Origin of the sequence: Achromobacter spanius (assembly GCF_029637605.1) — a bacterium.
In the GTDB taxonomy this organism is placed as follows: domain Bacteria; phylum Pseudomonadota; class Gammaproteobacteria; order Burkholderiales; family Burkholderiaceae_B; genus Achromobacter; species Achromobacter spanius_E.
The window spans coordinates 890,321-908,287 of record NZ_CP121261.1; the positions used below are offsets into that span (position 1 = coordinate 890,321).

General features: G+C 64.0%; 12 protein-coding genes and 3 pseudogenes. 3 read left to right on the top strand and 12 right to left on the bottom strand.

Annotated features, from left to right (window positions below; translation table 11 throughout):
* On the bottom strand, nt 1-987 hold the full coding sequence (locus P8T11_RS04025) for a Bug family tripartite tricarboxylate transporter substrate binding protein (protein WP_268078159.1): 987 nt from the start codon (nt 985-987) through the stop codon (nt 1-3).
* Between the two features lie 70 nt (nt 988-1,057).
* On the opposite strand from P8T11_RS04025, the gene P8T11_RS04030 reads away from it, so the two are divergent.
* Nucleotides 1,058-2,218, top strand: coding sequence for a tripartite tricarboxylate transporter substrate binding protein (locus P8T11_RS04030; RefSeq protein ID WP_268078158.1), 1,161 nt, complete (start codon nt 1,058-1,060; stop codon nt 2,216-2,218).
* Between the two features lie 36 nt (nt 2,219-2,254).
* Here P8T11_RS04030 and P8T11_RS04035 read toward each other — a convergent pair whose 3' ends face one another.
* The 10 genes and pseudogenes from P8T11_RS04035 to P8T11_RS04075 form a co-directional block, all read right to left on the bottom strand.
* Nucleotides 2,255-9,562, bottom strand: coding sequence for an autotransporter domain-containing protein (locus tag P8T11_RS04035; protein ID WP_268078157.1), 7,308 nt, complete (start codon nt 9,560-9,562; stop codon nt 2,255-2,257).
* A gap of 194 nt (nt 9,563-9,756) precedes the next feature.
* Nucleotides 9,757-9,822, bottom strand: a pseudogene (locus P8T11_RS29200) (hypothetical protein); the annotation flags it as partial.
* 85 nt (nt 9,823-9,907) lie between these two features.
* Nucleotides 9,908-10,063: pseudogene (locus P8T11_RS04040) on the bottom strand (peptide-methionine (S)-S-oxide reductase MsrA); the annotation flags it as partial.
* 216 nt (nt 10,064-10,279) lie between these two features.
* Nucleotides 10,280-10,402, bottom strand: a complete 123-nt coding sequence (locus tag P8T11_RS04045; protein ID WP_418910251.1) for a hypothetical protein — start codon at nt 10,400-10,402, stop codon at nt 10,280-10,282.
* Between the two features lie 249 nt (nt 10,403-10,651).
* Nucleotides 10,652-10,807 (bottom strand): annotated as a pseudogene (locus tag P8T11_RS04050) (peptide-methionine (S)-S-oxide reductase MsrA); the annotation flags it as partial.
* A 216-nt stretch (nt 10,808-11,023) separates the two neighbouring features.
* Nucleotides 11,024-11,725 carry a peptide-methionine (S)-S-oxide reductase MsrA gene (gene msrA / locus P8T11_RS04055; protein ID WP_268078155.1) on the bottom strand — a complete coding sequence of 234 codons (702 nt, stop codon included), beginning with the start codon at nt 11,723-11,725 and terminating at the stop codon, nt 11,024-11,026.
* Between the two features lie 136 nt (nt 11,726-11,861).
* Nucleotides 11,862-12,362, bottom strand: coding sequence for a peptide-methionine (R)-S-oxide reductase MsrB (gene msrB / locus P8T11_RS04060; protein WP_268078154.1), 501 nt, complete (start codon nt 12,360-12,362; stop codon nt 11,862-11,864).
* Nucleotides 12,363-12,456: 94 nt separating this feature from the next.
* On the bottom strand, nt 12,457-12,768 hold the full coding sequence (locus P8T11_RS04065; RefSeq protein WP_268078153.1) for a pentapeptide MXKDX repeat protein: 312 nt from the start codon (nt 12,766-12,768) through the stop codon (nt 12,457-12,459).
* A gap of 41 nt (nt 12,769-12,809) precedes the next feature.
* Nucleotides 12,810-13,601, bottom strand: coding sequence for a molybdopterin-dependent oxidoreductase (locus P8T11_RS04070; protein WP_268078152.1), 792 nt, complete (start codon nt 13,599-13,601; stop codon nt 12,810-12,812).
* A gap of 10 nt (nt 13,602-13,611) precedes the next feature.
* Entirely contained in the window at nt 13,612-14,244 is a 633-nt protein-coding gene (locus tag P8T11_RS04075; RefSeq protein ID WP_127184440.1) for a cytochrome b/b6 domain-containing protein, read from the bottom strand.
* Between the two features lie 149 nt (nt 14,245-14,393).
* On the opposite strand from P8T11_RS04075, the gene P8T11_RS04080 reads away from it, so the two are divergent.
* Both P8T11_RS04080 and P8T11_RS04085 read left to right on the top strand, forming a co-directional pair.
* Nucleotides 14,394-15,122: a response regulator transcription factor gene (locus P8T11_RS04080; RefSeq protein ID WP_268078151.1), complete on the top strand. Its 729-nt coding sequence runs from the start codon at nt 14,394-14,396 to the stop codon at nt 15,120-15,122.
* Nucleotides 15,119-16,591: a sensor histidine kinase gene (locus P8T11_RS04085; RefSeq protein WP_268078150.1), complete on the top strand. Its 1,473-nt coding sequence runs from the start codon at nt 15,119-15,121 to the stop codon at nt 16,589-16,591. Before P8T11_RS04080 ends, P8T11_RS04085 begins: the two co-directional genes overlap by 4 nt.
* A 78-nt stretch (nt 16,592-16,669) precedes the next feature.
* On the opposite strand, the gene P8T11_RS04090 is transcribed toward P8T11_RS04085, so the two are convergent.
* On the bottom strand, nt 16,670-17,827 hold the full coding sequence (locus P8T11_RS04090) for an NAD(P)H-dependent flavin oxidoreductase (protein WP_268078149.1): 1,158 nt from the start codon (nt 17,825-17,827) through the stop codon (nt 16,670-16,672).
* Nucleotides 17,828-17,967: the final 140 nt, after the last annotated feature.

Consider the following 17,967-nt stretch of genomic DNA (forward strand, 5'->3'; position numbering starts at 1 on the left):
CTACTTGTTTTTCAGGTCGGCCACTTTCGCCAGGCCTTGCCAGATGACGGCGTCGCGCTTGATCGATGCCGCGAATTCCTGCGCGGAAATGGTCGGCGGCACGATCATGTTCTGGCCTTCGATACTCGCTCTGACCTCGGGCGTGTGCTGCGCGCGGTAGATCTCGGCGTTAAGCCGGTCGATGATCTCGGGCGGCGTACCCGCCGGGGCAAATACGCCATACCAGCCGTCGGCTTCAAATTTGTAGCCTTGCTCGGCCAGGGTCGGCACGTCCATCGTGGCGGGCCAGCGCCGCGAACCCGTCTGGCCCAGGGCGACCAACTTGCCGCTGCGCATGAAGGGCACGGGCGACGCGATATCCATGAAACCCACGCTGATGGTGTTGGCCATCAGGTCGGTGCTTTCAATGACCAATTGCTTGTAGGGTATATGCGGCATGTCCAGGCCGTAATGGGACTTGATGCCCTCCATGGCCAGGTTGCCGGATGACCCGGTGCCCCAGGATCCGTAGGCAAGCTTGCCGGGGTTGGCCTTGGCGTAGGCGACCATGTCCGCCAGGTTCTTGAAGCCCATGCTGGGGTTCGCAACCAGCAAGATCCCTGCCGCGCCGACCTGGGCGACGGGCAGCAGGTCTTTTTCCGGATCGTAGGGAAGCGAGGGAAGCACGACGGGATTCAGCAAGATGGCGGAAGAGGGTGCAAGCAGCAAGGTGTAGCCATCGGGCTCTGCCTTGGCCACCGCGCTGCACGCGATCATGCCGTTGGCGCCCGGCTTTGATTCCACGACGATGGGCTGCTTCAGTGCGTTGGACAAGGGCGCGGCGAGCAGGCGGGCAAAGATATCGCCGCCCGCGCCCGGTGAACCGGCCACCACCAGCCGGATTGGGCGGTCGGGCCAATTGCCTTGGGCGGCCAAGGCGTTGACGCCCAGGCCCATCAGCATGCCGCCCAGCAAAATGGCCCGTCGCGTGGGAAGGGATTGGGTCATTGCTTGTCTCCAGAATCTTTGAATTCGTTTTCGAATTCGTTTTTGAATTATCAGGAGCTCTAAATTCTAGGTGGCTGAACCGCCTTGCCTATCCCTGAATCCGCAGATCAGAACTGCGCGAAGCGAAGGAATCTTGGGTAAGGGCGCCCGCGATGCCAACGCCGTCGTGCTGCGTTTTTTGCAGAAGACTTCTTCAAAATTTGGCGGAATTGATGGGCGGATGGCTCTATACACTTTCGGCGAGACAACTGAAAAAGAGCAAGCCATGCCGTTCGCCATTCGCCGCAGTTTGCTGTTGGGGTGCGCCGTATTCAGCGCAGCGTTTTCGTTTGCGGCCGCCGCACAAACGGCGTATCCGTCCAAGCCTGTGAAGCTTGTCGTCCCGTATCCTCCAGGCGCCGCAACCGACGCCATCTCGCGCGCGTTTGCCCAGCAGTTGGGCGCGATCATGGGGCAGACCGTGGTCGTGGAAAACCGGCCTGGCGCCGGCTCGGCCATCGGCATCATGGCCGTCAAGAGCAGCCCTGCGGACGGGTACACCTTGCTGGTGCATGCGGAAGGCTTTTATAGCGCAAAGCTCACGACACCCAGCGCGAGCTACGAACTCTCGGACTTCGAAATCCTGGCTCCGCTGGCCCAAAGCAGCTACGCCTTCATCGTGCCGGCCGACCGAGGCTGGAACAATCTACAAGACCTGAAGGGATTGAACCGGGAACTGGATATCGGCATTGTGGATCTTGGCATCGGCACCTATTCGACGCTGGCGAGCAGACTGGCGGCCAGCCTGGGCACGCAGTATCGTCCCATCCCCTTCAAGGGCGGGGCGGAAGGGCTGACGGCAATTCTTGGTGGCCATATCGACGGCTACTTCACCACGATAGGCACCACGCAAAACGTCAAGGACAATCCGCGCGTCAAGGTGCTGGCTTATACCGGCCGGCCAGGAAGCGAGAGCCATCTGGCGGGGGTAAAGACGTTTGCCGAGCTTGGTATTCCCAACATGCTGTTTCACAGCAGCTATAGCGTGGCGGTGCGTAGCGGCATCCCCGAGCCGGTAAGAACCCAGCTTGCGAATTTTGTCAGGCAGGCGGCCACGTCCAAAGAGATGGACGCGGCCCGTCGGGATCTATATCTGGATGGCTACAGTGGAAGCTTGGACGACTACAAGCAAGAGCTCTTGCGCCTGGCGGCTGAGTTTGAAGCGAGTGCAAAGCAGCGCAAGAGTAAGTGATCGGGGCTAGGGTCGGCTGATGGTGGGGCGTCCCCTTCAATACCGCCAGCGCACGTTCAACGACCCCGCGTGCTCTCGATTTCCGCCGCCATACTGCCCGCTGTAATTCAAGCCCAACGACGCATTCTTGGACACCGCCACCTCCGCGCCCAGCTCGGCAACCGCCGCGTTGCGCGCAATCGGCGCGCCCGACACGGTGAACGCCTGGCCGCCATCAAACGCCATCGTGGATTGCGGCAACACATCGCCAAACGCATGGCGCCAGCCCAGCGTGGCCTGCAAGCGGCCTTCGGCGCCACTCAGCGTGAAGTCCGTTTGGGCGCGCATGCCGAGCGTGCTGCTGGTTTGCTTGTCGCTGCTGCTTTGGCCGCTCAAGGCCGCCGAGCCGCCGGATTCCTTGAAGCTGCGGCTGCGCAGATCGCTCCAGGCCAGGCCCACGAAGGGCTCAAGCGTGGTGCGGTCTGACAAGGGCATGGCATAGCCCAGTTCGGTGAAGAGCTGGGTGGTGCTGGCGCCGTAGTCGGCGGTCAGCTTTTGCGATGCGCCGGCCACGGTAGCGTAGCGTTCGGTGCTGACGTCGTGCCAGGTGTACGACGTGCCGACCAGCAGGTTCAGCTTGCCCGCGCCCGCGTCAAACGATTTGCCGCCATAAATGGCCGCGCTGTAGCCGGACACGTCCGCGTTCGACGAACGGTCGTCCACGCGGATCTTGCTGTCGGTGTAGCCGACGGCCCCGCCCACGCGCCAACCGTTGCCCACGGCGTGGTCGGCGCCGACAAAGACGCCGCCGGTGTGTTGACGGACTTGCGCGGTGTTGTCCGTGGCGTTCTGCGTTTGCCAGTTGCCGACCAGCTCGGCCCAGGCAGGCTGCGCGTTCGACGACGGCAAGGCGGACGCGGACAACGTGCCGCCCGCCTGTGCGGTGGGTGCGCCCGGACGCATGCCCGCGTTCAGGTTGGCGCGCAGGTGCGACAGCGGCAGCGTGCGTGGGGTGCTGCTGGAACTCATCAGGCTGGACGTGACGCTGGCGTGCGCTTCGCCGGACAGGCTGTTGAAGGCGGCCGGCGGCGCGCCGTTGGGCAAGGTCAGGATGTATTCGTGCAGCGCATTGCCGGACGGCAGGCTGTCCAGCGCGTTGGCGACGGCGCGTTGATTGCCGGTGCGCGCGGCGTCGGCGAAGGCGATCGGACGGGTCGGGGTGGTCGGCGCGGTCGGCGTCGTGGGGTCCACCGGCACCACCTTGCGCCCGAGTTGCAGCGTGACATCCTGCGCGCCGTAGCGCAGGGCCGGGGCAAGGTAGGCATAGTTCGACGACACGTTGTCGAACTGGCCATTGATGGCGTTGGCGCTCAGGATGGTGTACTGGCGCGTGGTTTCAAAGCCGCCTTCCGGCCCGACGTGCACCACCGAGCCCGCCAGATTCGCGACGCCGCTGACGGCCACGCGGGCGCTGTCGGATGAGACCGGATCGGCTGCAACCTGATACGTCGAGCCCGGCATGAAGGTCAGGTCGCCCGCCACGTTCAAGGTGCCGTTGACCTTGCCCGGCGCCAGGATGGCGCCGCTTTGCAGCGTGGTCGTGCCGACTTGGCCTGAGCCTTGCAGCAGTGTGCCGCTGGCCAGCGTCAACGTACCGCCCAGCTTGCCGGTCGATGCCATGTTCAACGCGCCTGCCTGCACCAGCATGCTGCCGGTGTAGGCGCTGCCGTCGCCAGAAATCGTGAGCATGCCGGTGCCTGCCTTGGCCAGATCGCCGTTGCCGGCAAGGGTTCCGGTCAGGCCGAAGGTGCTTGTCGCGGCAACATCAATGGCGCTGGGTTGCGTCAACAGGATGCTGCGGGCGGTATCGAAGCTGGCCGTCGTGGCCAGCACGCCGCCGCTCAACGTCAAGCCGCCCGTGGCCGCGCCCAGGTTGGCGTCCTTGGATACCGCCAGCGTGCCCACCCGCACATCCGTGCCGCCCGTGTAGGTGTTGTCACCCGTCAGCACCAGGCGGCCGAAGTCGGTCTTGGCCAGTTTGCTGGCGCCCGTCAGGCTGGCGGCGATGGTGCCCGTCATGCCGGCGTCGGCCGATGACCCCGAACCCACGCGGATGATGCTCTCACCCCCCGCGCCTTGCAGCGCGATGGCATCGCCTTCGATGCGGTAGCCGTCGGTGGCGAGCTGCATGCCGGTAACGCCGATGGCGCCTGCCGATGTGTCCACCGTGACCGTGCCGGCCGTGCCCTGGAACACGGCGAAGGTCGGGTTGGGTTGGAAGGCGCCGTTCAAGGTGCCGTCCACGTTGGCCCAGTTGCGGCCATCGGTGCGCCAGGTACCCGAGCCGCCGTCGATGGCGCCGTTGTCGTGGCGGGCGGTGTTGCCGCCGTCCCAGAAGCTCAGCGTGGCGCCGGATGTCGAGGCCAGGTTCACTTGTCCGCCGACCGCGGTTTGCAGCTTCAATGCACTGGCATCCACGCCAGAGGGCGTAGCGCCCACGGTCAAGCCGTTGTCGACCAAGCTGCCGCCGTAGTCAAACAATCGATAAATGCCAGAGCCAAAGCCGCCTTGATCGGTCACGTTCAGCGTGCCGGCCAGGGTCAGGTTGCCGCCGACATCAAACAGGGCGTTGTTCGGCGCGTGGCCCAGTTCCACGTTGATCAGGCTGGTGCCGGACAGCGATAAGTCGCCGCCAACGGTCAGCGTCTGCCCCTGCACGCCTTCCAGCACGCCGCCCGTAAGCGTGGCGTTGCCATCAACGCGGCCCAAGCCAGACAGGATGCCCGCGCCGCTGACCGTGACGTCGCCGCCCAGCACGCCGTCGGTATGCAGCCGGCCGCCTGTGACCGAGGCCGAGCCGCCCAGCTTGTCCGACACCCACAGCGTGCCGGATTGAACCTGCGTCTGGCCGGTAAAGGCGCTGCTGTCGGCCACCAGTTGCAACATGCCCGCGCCGGTCTTCGTGACCTGTCCCGCGCCAGACAGCACGCCACTGAACGAGGTGCTGCTGGTTTGATTGAAGCGCGCCTCGGCGCCCGAGGCGATCGTGGTGTTGCTGGTATAGCGGTCGGCGCTGACTGCCAGCGTGCCCGCATCGACGCGCCAGTCTTGCGCATTGACGCCGGTCAGCGTCAACACGCCCGAGCCTTGCTTGGCCATCGTGCCGGTGCCCGACACATAGCCCGCGTAGGTCGCATCGGTAGCCTGGTTGAACACGACGGATCCGTTGTTCGTCAGGTCACCACGGATCGAGGCCGTATTGCCCACCAACATGCCTGCCAGCACTTTCGTGTTGCCGTAGGTGTTCGCGCCCGTCAGCGTCAAGGTGCCGGCACCCAGCTTTTGCAGATTGCCTGTGCCGCCGATGGCGCCTTGCAAGCCTAGCGTGGTGCCCGCCGCGACCGTGATGTCGGCGGTTTGCGTCAGTGTGACGGCACGCGCGGAATCAAAGCTGGCAGTGGTGGCGAGCGCGCCGCCGTTCAGCGTCAGGCCGCCCGAGCTTGCACCCAGGTTGGCGTCCGACGCAATGGACAAGGTGCCGCCACGGATCTCGGTGCCGCCGGTATAGCTATTCGTGCCCGCCAGCACCAGCGTGCCAAAGTCGGACTTCACAAGCTTGCTGGCGCCGGTCAGGCTGGACGTTAGGGTAGCAGTGGTGCCGGCGCCGGTGGGCAGGCCCGAACCCACGCGCACAATGGTTTCGCCGCCCGCGCCGGACAACGCGATGGCATCGCCCTGGACGCGGTAGCCGCTGCTTGTGAACTGCATGCCCGTCACGCCCACGGCGCCAGCGCTCGTATCCACCACTACGGTGCCGGACGCGCCTTGGAAGACGGCGAACGTCGGGTTGGGCTGGAAGCGGCCGTTCAGGGTGCCGTCGGCGTTGGTCCAGTTCAGGCCATCGGTGCGCCACGTGCCCGCGCCGCCGTTGATGACGCCGTTGTCGCGTTGCGTGGCGTTGCCGCCGTCCCAGAAACTCAAGGTGGCGCCCGCGGTCGACATCAGGTTGACCTGGCCGTTGACGGCCGTCTGGATGCGAAGGTCATTGGCCGTGATGCCCGTGGGTGTGTTGCCCACGGCCATTGTGTTGGTGGTCAAGGTGCCGCCATAGTCGAACAAGCGGTAGACGCCCGCGCCAAAGGCGCCTTGGTCCGTGACGTTCAGTGTGCCGGCCAAGGCCAGGTTGCCGCCCACATCGAACAGGGCGGTAGCACCGGCACGGCCCAGCGCCACGTTGACGCGACTGGCGTTGTCCAAGGTGAGGTCACCGCCAATGGTCAGGGTGCGGCCTTGCGTGCCTTGCAGCTCGCCGCCCGTCAGCGTGACGTTCTGGCCGATGGTGCCGGTGCCCGACAGAATGGTGTTGGCGCCGATGGCGGCATTGCCGCCCAGTGTGCCGGTGACGTGCAGGCGGCCGCTCTGTACATCGGCGTTGCCGCCCAGCTTGCCGACCACGCTGAGCATGCCGCCGGCCACGCGGGTCGTGCCGGTGTAGGCGCTGCTGTCCGCGTTCATTTCCAGGTTGCCGGCGCCAGTCTTCACGAAGGCGCCACTGCCCGACAGCTTGCCGGCATAGCCGGCGTCGGTGGCTTGGTCAAAGCGCAGCGTGCCGGCGGCGCCGATGGTGGCGTTGGCGGTGTACGTTGACACGTCGGTGGCCAGCGTGCCGGCTTCGATGTTCCAGTCCATCGTATTCAGGCCATCCAAGGTCAGCGTGCCCGCGCCGCGTTTGGTGATGGTGCCGCTGCCGATCAACGAACTGGATACGGTGCCGTCCAGGCTTTGGTCGAAGATGACCGAACCGTAGTTGAGCAGGTTGCCCCGGATGGACGCGCTATCGCCGATCAAGGTGCCCGCCTGCACCCAGGTGGTGTTGGTGTAGTGGTTGTTGCCCGTCAGCGCCAGCGTGCCCGCGCCTTTCTTGATGAGCTGCCCGTTCCCGTCGATCGTGCCGGCCAGGCCCAGTTGCGTGTCGACCGCCACATTGAACGTGCCCTCTGAGACCAAGGTGACGGCGCGATTGCTGGTAAAGCTGGACGTTGATGCCAGCGTGCCCCCCGCGATCGTCAGGTCGCCGCTGGCCGCGCCCAGGTTGGCGTCACTGGACACCGACAGCGTGCCCAGGCGCACATCCGTGCCGCCGGTGTAGGTGTTGTTGCCCGCCAGCACCAAGGTGCCGAAATCGGACTTCATCAGCTTGCTGGCACCCGTCAACGACGATGCAATCGTGCCGACCATGCTGCTGCTGGCAGGGGTGATGTTGCCCACGAGCATTACCGTCTGGCCGCCGCTGCCCTGCAGGGCGATGGAATCGCCTTGAATGCGATAGCCGTCCGTGCCGATTGTGATGCCCGTCACGCCGACGGCGCCGCCGCTGTTGTCGACGGTGACGGTGCCCGCCGCGCCCGAGAACGTGGCCAGGGAGGGCAGGGTGTATCGGCCGTTCGTCAAACCATCGGCAGACGTCCAGTTGCTGGCCGTCGCGTTCCATATGCCCGAGCCACCGTCGATCTGGCCATTGGGCGTGGTGTTGGCGCCATCCCATTGATTTACCGTCAAGCCGGCCGTGGATACCAGGTTGACCTGACCCAACGTCGACATCTGCACCGTCAGTTGGGAAGTGCTGATACCCGTGGGCGTCGTGCCGATGATGATCGGGGCGCTCGGGGAAAAGGACATGGACGTGTGGTACTTGAACAGTTGGTAGACGCCCGCGCCGAACCCGCCCTGATTGCTCACATTCAATGTTGGGCTAGCTAGAGACAGATGGCCGGTAACGTCAAACAGCGGCGTGGCGTTCACGCCGCCCAGCGCCACGTTGATCTGGCTGCCCTGGCTTAGGTTCAAAGTGCCGAATTTCAGCGTTTGTCCCTGCACACCCTCCAAGATGCCGCCGCCGCGCACCGTGGCGTTCTGGCCGACCGTGCCCGTACCCGTGATTTTGCCGCCTGCCTCGACGGTAACGTCGCCGCCCAGCGTATTGTTTACGGCCAGCGTTCCGCCGCGGACGGCGGTTGTGCCGGTGAAGGCGCCGTTGTTACCGCTTAGCGTGGTGACGCCGGTGCCGGTTTTAACCAGATTCCCCGTGCCGCTCAGTTGCCCGGAAAGGGTGAGCGGCTGAGCACCGGCCAAGGTCAGGCTGCCGCTTTGAAGGGCCAGGTCATTGCCTAGAACCAGGCCAACAGAGCCCGATTGCAAGGTGCCGCCATTGGCGGTTATCTGGCCTGCGCCCAGGGCCAGCGTGTCGATCAAGGTAAGCACGCCGTCGTTGATGGTGGTCGACGTTGAGCCGGTCAACAGCGGACCGGACACCGTCCATGTGCCGCTGTCGACGATCAGGTTGCTGAAGTTGCGGTACGTGTCGCCCGCAATGCTCCCGCTGCCGCCCGCACCGGAACCGGTGCCGTTTTGCAGGGCCAGGGTGTTGTTGCCACCCGCGCCACCATCCACGGTGCCAGTGCTGGCGAACTCCAGGTCTTGGTTCAGCACCGCCATGTCGCCCGCAGCGCCGCCGCCCGATTCGACCCATGAGCCGGTCAGCGCGTTGTATCGGTTGGCCCCGGCACCGGCGCCCAGGGACACGCTACCGTAGATCGTGCCCACATTGGTGAACACGTTGCCGGCCGCCGACGCTTGAAACGCCACGCGGCCGAAGATCGCATGGTGGTTCGCCATGTTGACGCGGGAGCCACCCCAGACCGCGACGACAGGCGCGTCGCCCGACATTGATGTCCCTGACAGGGGCATCGAAGATAAGGTGCCTTTGTTGAGGATCGTCGTGGATCCGAAGCCGCCGTTTTGAATGTTCAGCGCCATGCCGGTCAGAGAGCCCAAGAGCGCGCTGGTAGGCGCGTCTGTCATTCCGCTTATCGTCCCATTGTTGATCACCGTGACCAGGCTGTTGTTGCTATTGCCGATGGTGACGGCAGAGGTCAGTGCGCTGGGGATACCGATGACGGATGGGTCAATCGTGCCATTGTTTTCAAGCTGGACATTGTTGCCACTTAACGTGACCGCGCTGGACGACGAGGATGGCGCGGTGATGATCGCGCCGGGTGCAATGTTTACCGTGGGGTTGTTGGTGGCTTCGTTGATTCCGGCGATTACGCCGGTGCATACGACCGTGGTGCCCGGACTGAACGGGGTGCATGCGGCATGCGCCTGGGGCAGGGCGCCAAACAGGGCACACGCCGCAGCCAGGGCCAGCACCACGCTGCGTTGGCGCGAAACCTTGCGTGTCGGCGATGCGGTTTGCAGCGTGGCGCTGCCACTGCCTGATGTTCTGCCCCTGACCTTGGTGGTTTCCGGTGCGGCAACCCACGCGCCCAGGGACGGATTCCAAACGGAGCAGAACGTTTTATTCATGACAGCCTATCGAAGAGGTCGTAGGCCGCTCACCGCGAGGTAGCCTATTTGTAATTAATTCTTACTCTTCGAATGTAAGCTGAGTAACACGAATGATGAATCACTGAAACTGGGTAATCACGATTCGGACCGTAGGATGGGTGAAGCGCGGCACGCCGGTGAAAAATACGCCGACACACAACGCGCGCAACCCATCAAGCAACGTCACAGCGCCGAATAATTTCGGCCACAACGCAATGGCTGCATGATGGGTTCCGCGCGCTTGGGACTGGTTATCTTTTGCCGGTTTTCGCGCGCTTCACCCATCCTACGTGTGACCGCGGATTCTTTTATCGCCCGCACCTGTCACTTGCCGTTATCACTCACCAGCACTGGCTTGTCCCGATACTTCGCTGGAAATGTCTTTGCCAGGTTCTCCACCTTCGGCACGTCATTGATCACGATGTACATGCTGGTCGGGTGGCGCACCAGATAATCCTGGTGATAGCCCTCGGCGGACCAATCGTAGGATGGGTGAAGCGCGGCACGCCGGTGAAAAATACGCCGACACACAACGCGCGCAACCCATCAAGCAATCTCACAGCCCAAACCATGTCAGCCACAACGCAATGGCTGCATGATGGGTTCCGCGCGTTTGGGACTGGTTATCTTTTGCCGGTTTTCGCGCGCTTCACCCATCCTACGTGTGACCGCGGATTCTTTTATCGCCCGCACCTGTCACTTGCCGCTATCACTCACCAGCACCGGCTTGTCCCGATACTTCGCTGGAAATGTCTTTGCCAGGTTTTCCACCTTCGGCACATCATTGATCACGATGTACATGCTGGTCGGGTGGCGCACCAGATAATCCTGGTGATAGCGCTCGGCGGACCAATCGTAGGATGGGTGAAGCGCGGCACGCCGGTGAAAAATACGCCGACACACAACGCGCGCAACCCATCAAGCAATGTCACAGCCCAAACCATGTCAGCCACAACGCAATGGCTGCATGATGGGTTCCGCGCGTTTGGGACTGGTTATCTTTTGCCGGTTTTCGCGCGCTTCACCCATCCTACGTGTGACCGCGGATTCTTTTATCGCCCGCACCTGTCACTTGCCGCTATCACTCACCAACACCGGCTTGTCCCGATACTTCGCTGGAAATGTCTTTGCCAGGTTCTCCACCTTCGGCACATCATTGATCACGATGTACATGCTGGTCGGGTGGCGCACCAGATAATCCTGGTGATAGCCCTCGGCGGACCAATCGTAGGATGGGTGAAGCGCGGCACGCCGGTGAAAAATGCGCTGACACACAACGCGCGCAACCCATCAAGCAATCTCACAGCCCAAACCATGTCAGCCACAATGCAATGGCTGCATGATGGGTTCCGCGCGTTTGGGACTGGTTATCTTTTGCCGGTTTTCGCGCGCTTCACCCATCCTACGTGTGACCGCGGATTCTTTTATCGCCCGCACCTGTCACTTGCCGTTATCACTCACCAACACCGGCTTGTCTCGATACTTCGCCGGAAATGTCTTTGCCAGGATCTCCACCTTCGGCACATCATTGATCACGATGTACATGCTGGTCGGGTGGCGCACCAGATAATCCTGGTGATAGCCCTCTGCCGGATAAAACGCTTGCAGCGGTTCCACCGTGGTGGCCAGCTTCTTGGAATACACCCCCGTCTTGTTCAACTGCTCGATATACGCTTCAGCCACTTTGCGCTGGCCTTCGTCGGCGGGGAACACCGTGGACCGATATTGCGTGCCGCGATCCGGGCCTTGGCGGTTCAGTTGCGTGGGGTCGTGGGCCACGGAGAAGTAGATTTGCAGCAGTTCGCCGTAGCTGACCTGTTTGGGGTCATACGTGATTTCCACCGCTTCGGCGTGGCCGGTGCGGCCGCCGCTGACGGTGTCGTAGTCGGCGGTGTCCGCCTTGCCGCCCGCGTAGCCCGATACGGCATTGCTGACGCCTTTGACGTGCTGGAACACGGCTTGCACGCCCCAGAAGCAGCCGCCGGCGATGACGGCTTTTGCTTGCGGTGCCGTGGCCGGGGTTTGGTCCACCGCCGGGGCGGGGATGATGAAGGCGGTTTCGGCGGAATGCGATGCGCCCGCACCCAGCAGGCCGCAGGCGGCGGCGACAGCGGCGCAGAATTTTTTGGCTTGGAAGTTCATGGTCGTAAATCCTGAAAAGGCGGGGTGTTCGGTGCGAGGCCGGGTTAGCGCCGGGCGGGGCAGTCTTGAGCGGGCCAACCTCGGTCTGGGCTGAGCCCTCGGGAGGTCAGCGCCGGGCGGGTCAGCCCCGGGCGGGTCAGCCCTGTGCCGTGAACGTCATGGCGACGCCGTTCATGCAGTAACGCAGGCCGGTGGGGCGGGGGCCGTCGTCGAAGACATGGCCCAGGTGTCCGCCGCAGTTCGCGCAATGCACGGCGGTGCGGACCATGCCGAAGCCGGTGTCGCGGGTTTCACCGACGGCCTTGGCCAGGGGCTGCCAGAAGCTGGGCCAGCCGGTGCCGCTGTCGAATTTGGTGCTGGACGAAAACAGGTGTTGCTCGCAGCCCGCGCACGAGAACGTGCCGTTGCGATGCTCGTCGTTCAAGGGGCTGGTGTAGGGCCGTTCGGTGCCGTCGCGGCGCAGCACCTGGTATTGCGCGGGCGTGAGCCGGGCGCGCCATTGCTCGTCGGTCAAGGCGTAGGGGTAGGTGGCGGCTTTGGCGGCCGAGGCGCTGCGGGGAGTCAGCCAGGGGGCCAGGCCGGCCGCCAGCGCGGCGCCGCCGCCCAGGGTCAGGAAATGTCTACGGTTCAAACTCATGGCGTGGCTCCTTCAAGAGGCAACAAGGCAAGCGCTGGCAGGCGGCGCGGCGGGATCGAACCTCCGACCCCCGCGCTTGCCCGGTGCTTGTTCCTTACTTCTTCATTCCGTCCTTGGACATGGAATCTTTCGACATCGAATCCTTGGACATGGAATCCTTCGACATCGAGTCCTTCTTCATGCCGTCGTGCGACATGTTGTCCTTGCTCATGCCGCTTTTCGCCATGCCGTCCTTGGCCATTCCATCCTTGGCCATGCCGTCTTTAGCCATGCCGTCCTTGGACATCGAGCTCTTGCTCATGCCGTCTTTGCTCATGCTGTCCTTGCCCATGGTGTCGGCGGCATGCGCGGCCACGGCGCCAAAGGCCAGGCACAGGGAAAAAGCAGCGGTGGTGAGTTTCTTCATGATGCGTTCCTTTGAGGGATTGAGTAAGACAGGAGTTGCACCTAGCTTCCGCCGAACCAGTTGTAGCCCTGGTCCTCCCAGTAACCGCCTGGGTAGGTGTTGGTGACAAAAATCGCCTGTATGTGCTTGGGGTTCTTGTAGCCAAGCTTGGTAGGCATGCGCAGCTTCATGGGGAAGCCGTACTCGGGGGGCAAGGTCTTGCCGTCATAGGTCAGCGCCAGGATGGTCTGCGGGTGCAGCGCCGTGGGCATGTCGATGCTGGTGTAGTAGTCGTCGGAACACTTGAAGCCCACGTACTTGGCCGTCAAGTCAGCGCCAACGCGCTTGAGGAAGGTGGAAAACGGCACGCCGCCCCATTTGCCGATGGCGCTCCAGCCTTCCACGCAGATGTGGCGGGTGACCTGGTCCACCTGGGCCATGGCGCGCAGCTCTTCAAGCCGCCATTGGCGCTTGTCGGCCACCATGCCGGTGACTTCCAGGCGGAACGATTCCTCGTCCACGTGGCGCACTTCGTCGATGCCGTAATAGGCATTGAAGGGGAAGGGCCGGGTGATCATGGATTCCGGGTAGGTGGGCGCCAGCTTGTTGGGGTCGAACAGCCAGCCCTGCACGCGGTCGTTGAAACGCGATACGGATGTCAGCGCCTTTTCCACGTTCTCATCGTCGGACAAGGAGCATCCCGACAGCATCGCCACGCCGCCCAGCGTCAGCGTGTTGCGCAGGAAAGCGCGGCGCGAGGGTTGTTCGACGCGCCTGGTGATCAGGTTCTTGGCTTCTTTCAGGATGGCCGCGCCGTCCAGGCCCAGCAGCGACAAGCGTTTCTTCTGGCTCACGTTGGGCTCCTTATTTGCCGCGGATCATGGCGATGAGGCTACGGGGCACCAGCGCCACCATCACCAGATGTACGGCCACGAAGGCCACCAGCAGCGCCATGGCGAAGAAGTGGATGCGGCGCGCGAATTCATAGCCGCCCATCAGCTCGCGCAGCAGGTCGAACTGCACGGACTTCCACAGCACCAGGCCGGACAGCACCAGCACCACGATGTCGACAATGACGAACAGGTAAGCCAGCTTTTGCACCTGGTTGTAGTGGCGCAGATCACCGTGGGACAGCTTGCCGCGCAGGGCCGCGCCCAGGTCGGCGGCCACGCCACGCGGGCTCAAGGGGAAGAATTTGCGCCAGAGCCGGCCGGTGGAAAGGTTCAGGGCCAGATACAAGATACCGTTGGCAAACAGCAGCCACATGGCGGCAAAATGCCATTGCAAGGCGCCGCCCAGCCAGCCGCCCAGGGTGATGCCGTTGGGAAAGGTGAAATCAAAGAACGGGGCGGCGTTATAAATGCGCCAGCCGCTCATCACCATGATCACCACCGCCAGCGCGTTCAGCCAGTGCACCACGCGCAGCCAGCCGGGGTGGATGACGCCGGGGGGGCGGGCGGCGGCGGGGGGAATGTGACTGGCGGGGCTTGCCATCATGGCGGGTCTCCGGGGCGGGGTGCTGTCGTTGGAGCTATTCTTCCCCGGGGCCGATATCGAAGTCCTCACGCAAACTTAAAAAAATTGTGATAACTCGCCGCCCGCGGATTGGCGACAATGGCGGTGTTCCCTTTGCCCGAGTTGCCCCCATGGATACGCCCCGCCGCGTTCTGATTGTTGAAGACGACGCCCACATTGCTGAATTGCTGCGCTTGCATCTGCGCGACGAAGGCTATGAGGTGGAACACGCGGCCGACGGCAACGAGGGCATGCGCCGGCTGGAAGAGGGCAGTTGGGACGCGCTGGTGCTGGACCTGATGCTGCCCGGCATCGACGGCCTGGAAATCTGCAAGCGCGCGCGGGCCATGGCGCGCTACACCCCCATCATCATCACCAGCGCGCGGTCCAGCGAGGTGCACCGCATCCTGGGCCTGGAGCTGGGCGCCGACGACTATCTGGCCAAGCCGTTTTCGATGTTGGAACTGGTGGCGCGGGTGCGGGCGCTGCTGCGCCGTAGTAACGCCATCGAGCGCAATGCGCGCATCGATGCCGGCAGCCTGGCCGTGCATGGCGTGTCCATCGACCCCATCGCGCGCACGGTGGACGTGGATGACCGCCGGCTAGACCTGACGCCGCGCGAATTCGATCTGCTGCATTTCTTTGCCCGGCATCCCGACAAGGTGTTTTCACGGATGGACCTGCTGAACCACGTCTGGGGCTATCAGCACGAAGGCTATGAACACACGGTCAACACGCACATCAACCGGCTGCGCACGAAGATCGAGGCCGACCCGTCCGACCCCCGCCGCATTCTGACCGTGTGGGGCAGGGGCTATAAATTCGCCGCGGACCCGGGCGCTGCCGGAGCCGCACCATGAAAAGATTCACCTTGACCCAACGCTTGTCCGCCGTCTTCGCGCTGCTGTTGCTGGCCTGCTGCGGCGCGTCGGCCTGGCTGCAGATTGCCGCCAATTCACGTTACGAGCAGGAAGTGGTGCAGCGCTTGTCCAGTGGCCTTGCGCAGCATATTGCCGGCAGCACCGAACTGATGGACGCCAACGGCTGGAAGCCCGACGCGGTGCGCTCGCTGTTCGACATGCTGATGGCGGTGAACCCCGCCGTGGAGGTCTATCTGCTGAACAACGACGGCCGCATCGTGGGCGACGCCGCGCCGGCTGGGCAGATCAAGCGGCGCCAGGTGGACCTGGGGCCGGTCAAGCGCCTGCTGGCGGGCGGCACGCTGCCCATTGTGGGCGACGATCCGCGCAGCGAGGATGCCCAGAAGGTGTTCAGCGCCGCGCCCGTGCGCGTGGGGTCGTCGGACGCGGGTTATGTGTACGTCGTGCTGCAAGGGCAGGCGCACGATGCGCTGGCGATGTCGGTGTCGCGCAGTTCGGTATTGCGTACCACGCTGTGGTCGATCGCCCTGGTGGCCTTGCTGGGGCTGGTGGCGGGCTTGACGGCCTTTGCGCTGATCACGCGGCCGCTGCGCGCCTTGACGCGGGCGGTCAGCGCGTTTGAAGGCGACGATGGCAAAGCACTGGCCGCCTTGGCCCGGCCGGGCGACGCGACGGACAAGAGCTTGAATGAAATCTCGGTACTGCGCCGCAGCTTCGTGCAGATGGGCGGACGCATTTCGGACCAATGGCGCGAGCTGACGCGGCAAGACCAGCAACGCCGCGATCTGGTCGCCAATATTTCGCACGACCTGCGCACGCCGCTGACGTCCCTGCATGGCTACCTGGAAACGCTGCGCCTGAAAGACGAAACGCTGGACGCCAGCGAGCGCCGCCGATATCTGGACATTGCGCTGGCGCAAAGCCGCAAGGTGGGGCGACTGGCGCAAGAACTCTTCGAACTGGCTCGCCTGGAGTCTGGCTTGGTGCGGCTGGAACCGGAAACGTTTTCGCTGCCGGAACTGGTGCAGGACGTGATGCAGAAGTTCGAGCTGGCCGCCGAAGCCCGCCAGCAGGAACTGACGACGGATATTCCCCAGGCCTTGCCCTTGGTGCGAGCCGACCTGGGCCTGATCGAGCGCGTGCTGACGAACCTGCTGGACAACGCCATCCGGCATAGCCCGCCGGGCAGCCGGATTGACTTGCAGTTGGGCGTGGCGCAGAACCGCGTGCAGGTGCAGGTGAGCGATACGGGCAAGGGCATTCCGCCCGAACTGCGCAACGGCCTGTTCACGCGCGCTTCGGCATTGAACCGGGGGCCGCGCGATGGCGGCGGCCTGGGGCTGGTGATTGTGCAGCGCATTTTGCAATTGCATCAAAGCGAAATCCGGCTGGTCGAACGACCGGAACCGGGGGCGGTGTTTCAGTTTGATTTGTCGGCGGCGCGGTAGGCGAAGCTGGCCGCTGCCGGCGGGCTTCAGTGGCCTCAGTCGCTTCAGCACGTCGGCCACTCGGCCCACTGAGGCGGCTTACACCACCGCCGGCATCTGCCCGTGTAGCAGATAGTCCATCAGTTCGCGCACCGACCTCATGGCGCTGCCGAACGGCAGCTTGGACGCGCCCCGGAAGAACAGGCCACGGCTGACTTCACCGCGCAGCGCGGCGGCCAGTTTCAAGTCGATGCAGAACTGCCCAAAGCGCGACAGCCCATCGCGCAGCCCACATTGCGTCAGGCAGTCCATGCGTTGGCTGCAACGGCGCGGATCGCAGCGCGTGCTGGCTTGCAGGGTGGCTTCCTGGCGCAGATAGCGCGTCAACCACGGCGTGGCGACCGCGCGCGCGGGCAGGCCGGCCACACTGGTGAATTCGGCCAGCTCGGCCGGGTCCGCATCCATCAGCACGCGCTTGAAGTTGTCATGGGCATCGCCTTCCCGGGTGACGGCGAACGCGGTGCCCACCTGCACGCCGTCGGCGCCATGCGCCAGCCAATGCCGCACTTGATCATGGCTGCCCACGCCGCCCGCCACGATCAGTTGCGGCGCGTCGCGGCCCAATTGCAATTCATCGAACAGCGCATGGCAGTCGGCCAACACGCGCTGGAAATCAAAGCGTTCGTGATGAATGTCGGTGATGCGCGCGGCGCCCAGATGGCCGCCCGCATGGCCGGGGTGTTCGATCACCACGGCGTCGGCCAGCCGGCCTTTCTTCATCCATTTCTTCAACACAACGGCCACGCCGCGCGCTTCAGACAAGATCGGCACCAGCGCCACCTTGGGAAAATCCGCCGTCATCTCGGGCAGGTCCATCGGTAGCCCCGCGCCCATCACAATGGCCTGCGCGCCGCTCTCGCAGGCTTGCCGCACCAGTGCGGGGTGGCCGCGCACGGCTTTCATGACGTTCACCGCCACCAGGCCCCGGCCTTGCGCCGTGTCCAGCGCGGCGCGCACTTCGCGGTCCAGGGCAAGCAGGTTGACGCTGTCGATCAGGTCGCGGTCATGGCACTTGTCGGTTCTTTCAAGCAGGTCGGGATGGTGGTGGCGCAAATCAATGCTGGCAATGGTGCCCACCGCGTTCTGGCTGGCCACGGCGCCCGCCAGCCGATGCGCCGACACGCCGACGCCCATGCCGCCCTGCACGATGGGCAACAGTTCGCGGCCGCCGAGTTTGAGTGATTTGAACCACGTCATGTTGAAGCCTTTCCTCTGATCAAGTGGACAGAGGCTAGAGCAAGGTATGACGGGTTGCCTTGCGCGGGATCAAGCGGCAGAGATTGAGTCGACGGGGCGCGCAGCCCCGCCGGTGTTGGCGCTTGCCCGGTACGTCAAGC

What these genes read in the sequence shown, in the direction of transcription:
- P8T11_RS04035 (WP_268078157.1), bottom strand. Translation starts at nt 9,562, where the DNA reads ATGAATAAAACGTTCTGCTCCGTTTGGAATCCGTCCCTGGGCGCGTGG.
- P8T11_RS04090 (WP_268078149.1), bottom strand. Translation starts at nt 17,827, where the DNA reads ATGACGTGGTTCAAATCACTCAAACTCGGCGGCCGCGAACTGTTGCCC.
- P8T11_RS04065 (WP_268078153.1), bottom strand. Translation starts at nt 12,768, where the DNA reads ATGAAGAAACTCACCACCGCTGCTTTTTCCCTGTGCCTGGCCTTTGGC.
- P8T11_RS04075 (WP_127184440.1), bottom strand. Translation starts at nt 14,244, where the DNA reads ATGATGGCAAGCCCCGCCAGTCACATTCCCCCCGCCGCCGCCCGCCCC.
- P8T11_RS04080 (WP_268078151.1), top strand. Translation starts at nt 14,394, where the DNA reads ATGGATACGCCCCGCCGCGTTCTGATTGTTGAAGACGACGCCCACATT.
- P8T11_RS04025 (WP_268078159.1), bottom strand. Translation starts at nt 987, where the DNA reads ATGACCCAATCCCTTCCCACGCGACGGGCCATTTTGCTGGGCGGCATG.
- msrB (WP_268078154.1), bottom strand. Translation starts at nt 12,362, where the DNA reads ATGAGTTTGAACCGTAGACATTTCCTGACCCTGGGCGGCGGCGCCGCG.
- P8T11_RS04085 (WP_268078150.1), top strand. Translation starts at nt 15,119, where the DNA reads ATGAAAAGATTCACCTTGACCCAACGCTTGTCCGCCGTCTTCGCGCTG.
- msrA (WP_268078155.1), bottom strand. Translation starts at nt 11,725, where the DNA reads ATGAACTTCCAAGCCAAAAAATTCTGCGCCGCTGTCGCCGCCGCCTGC.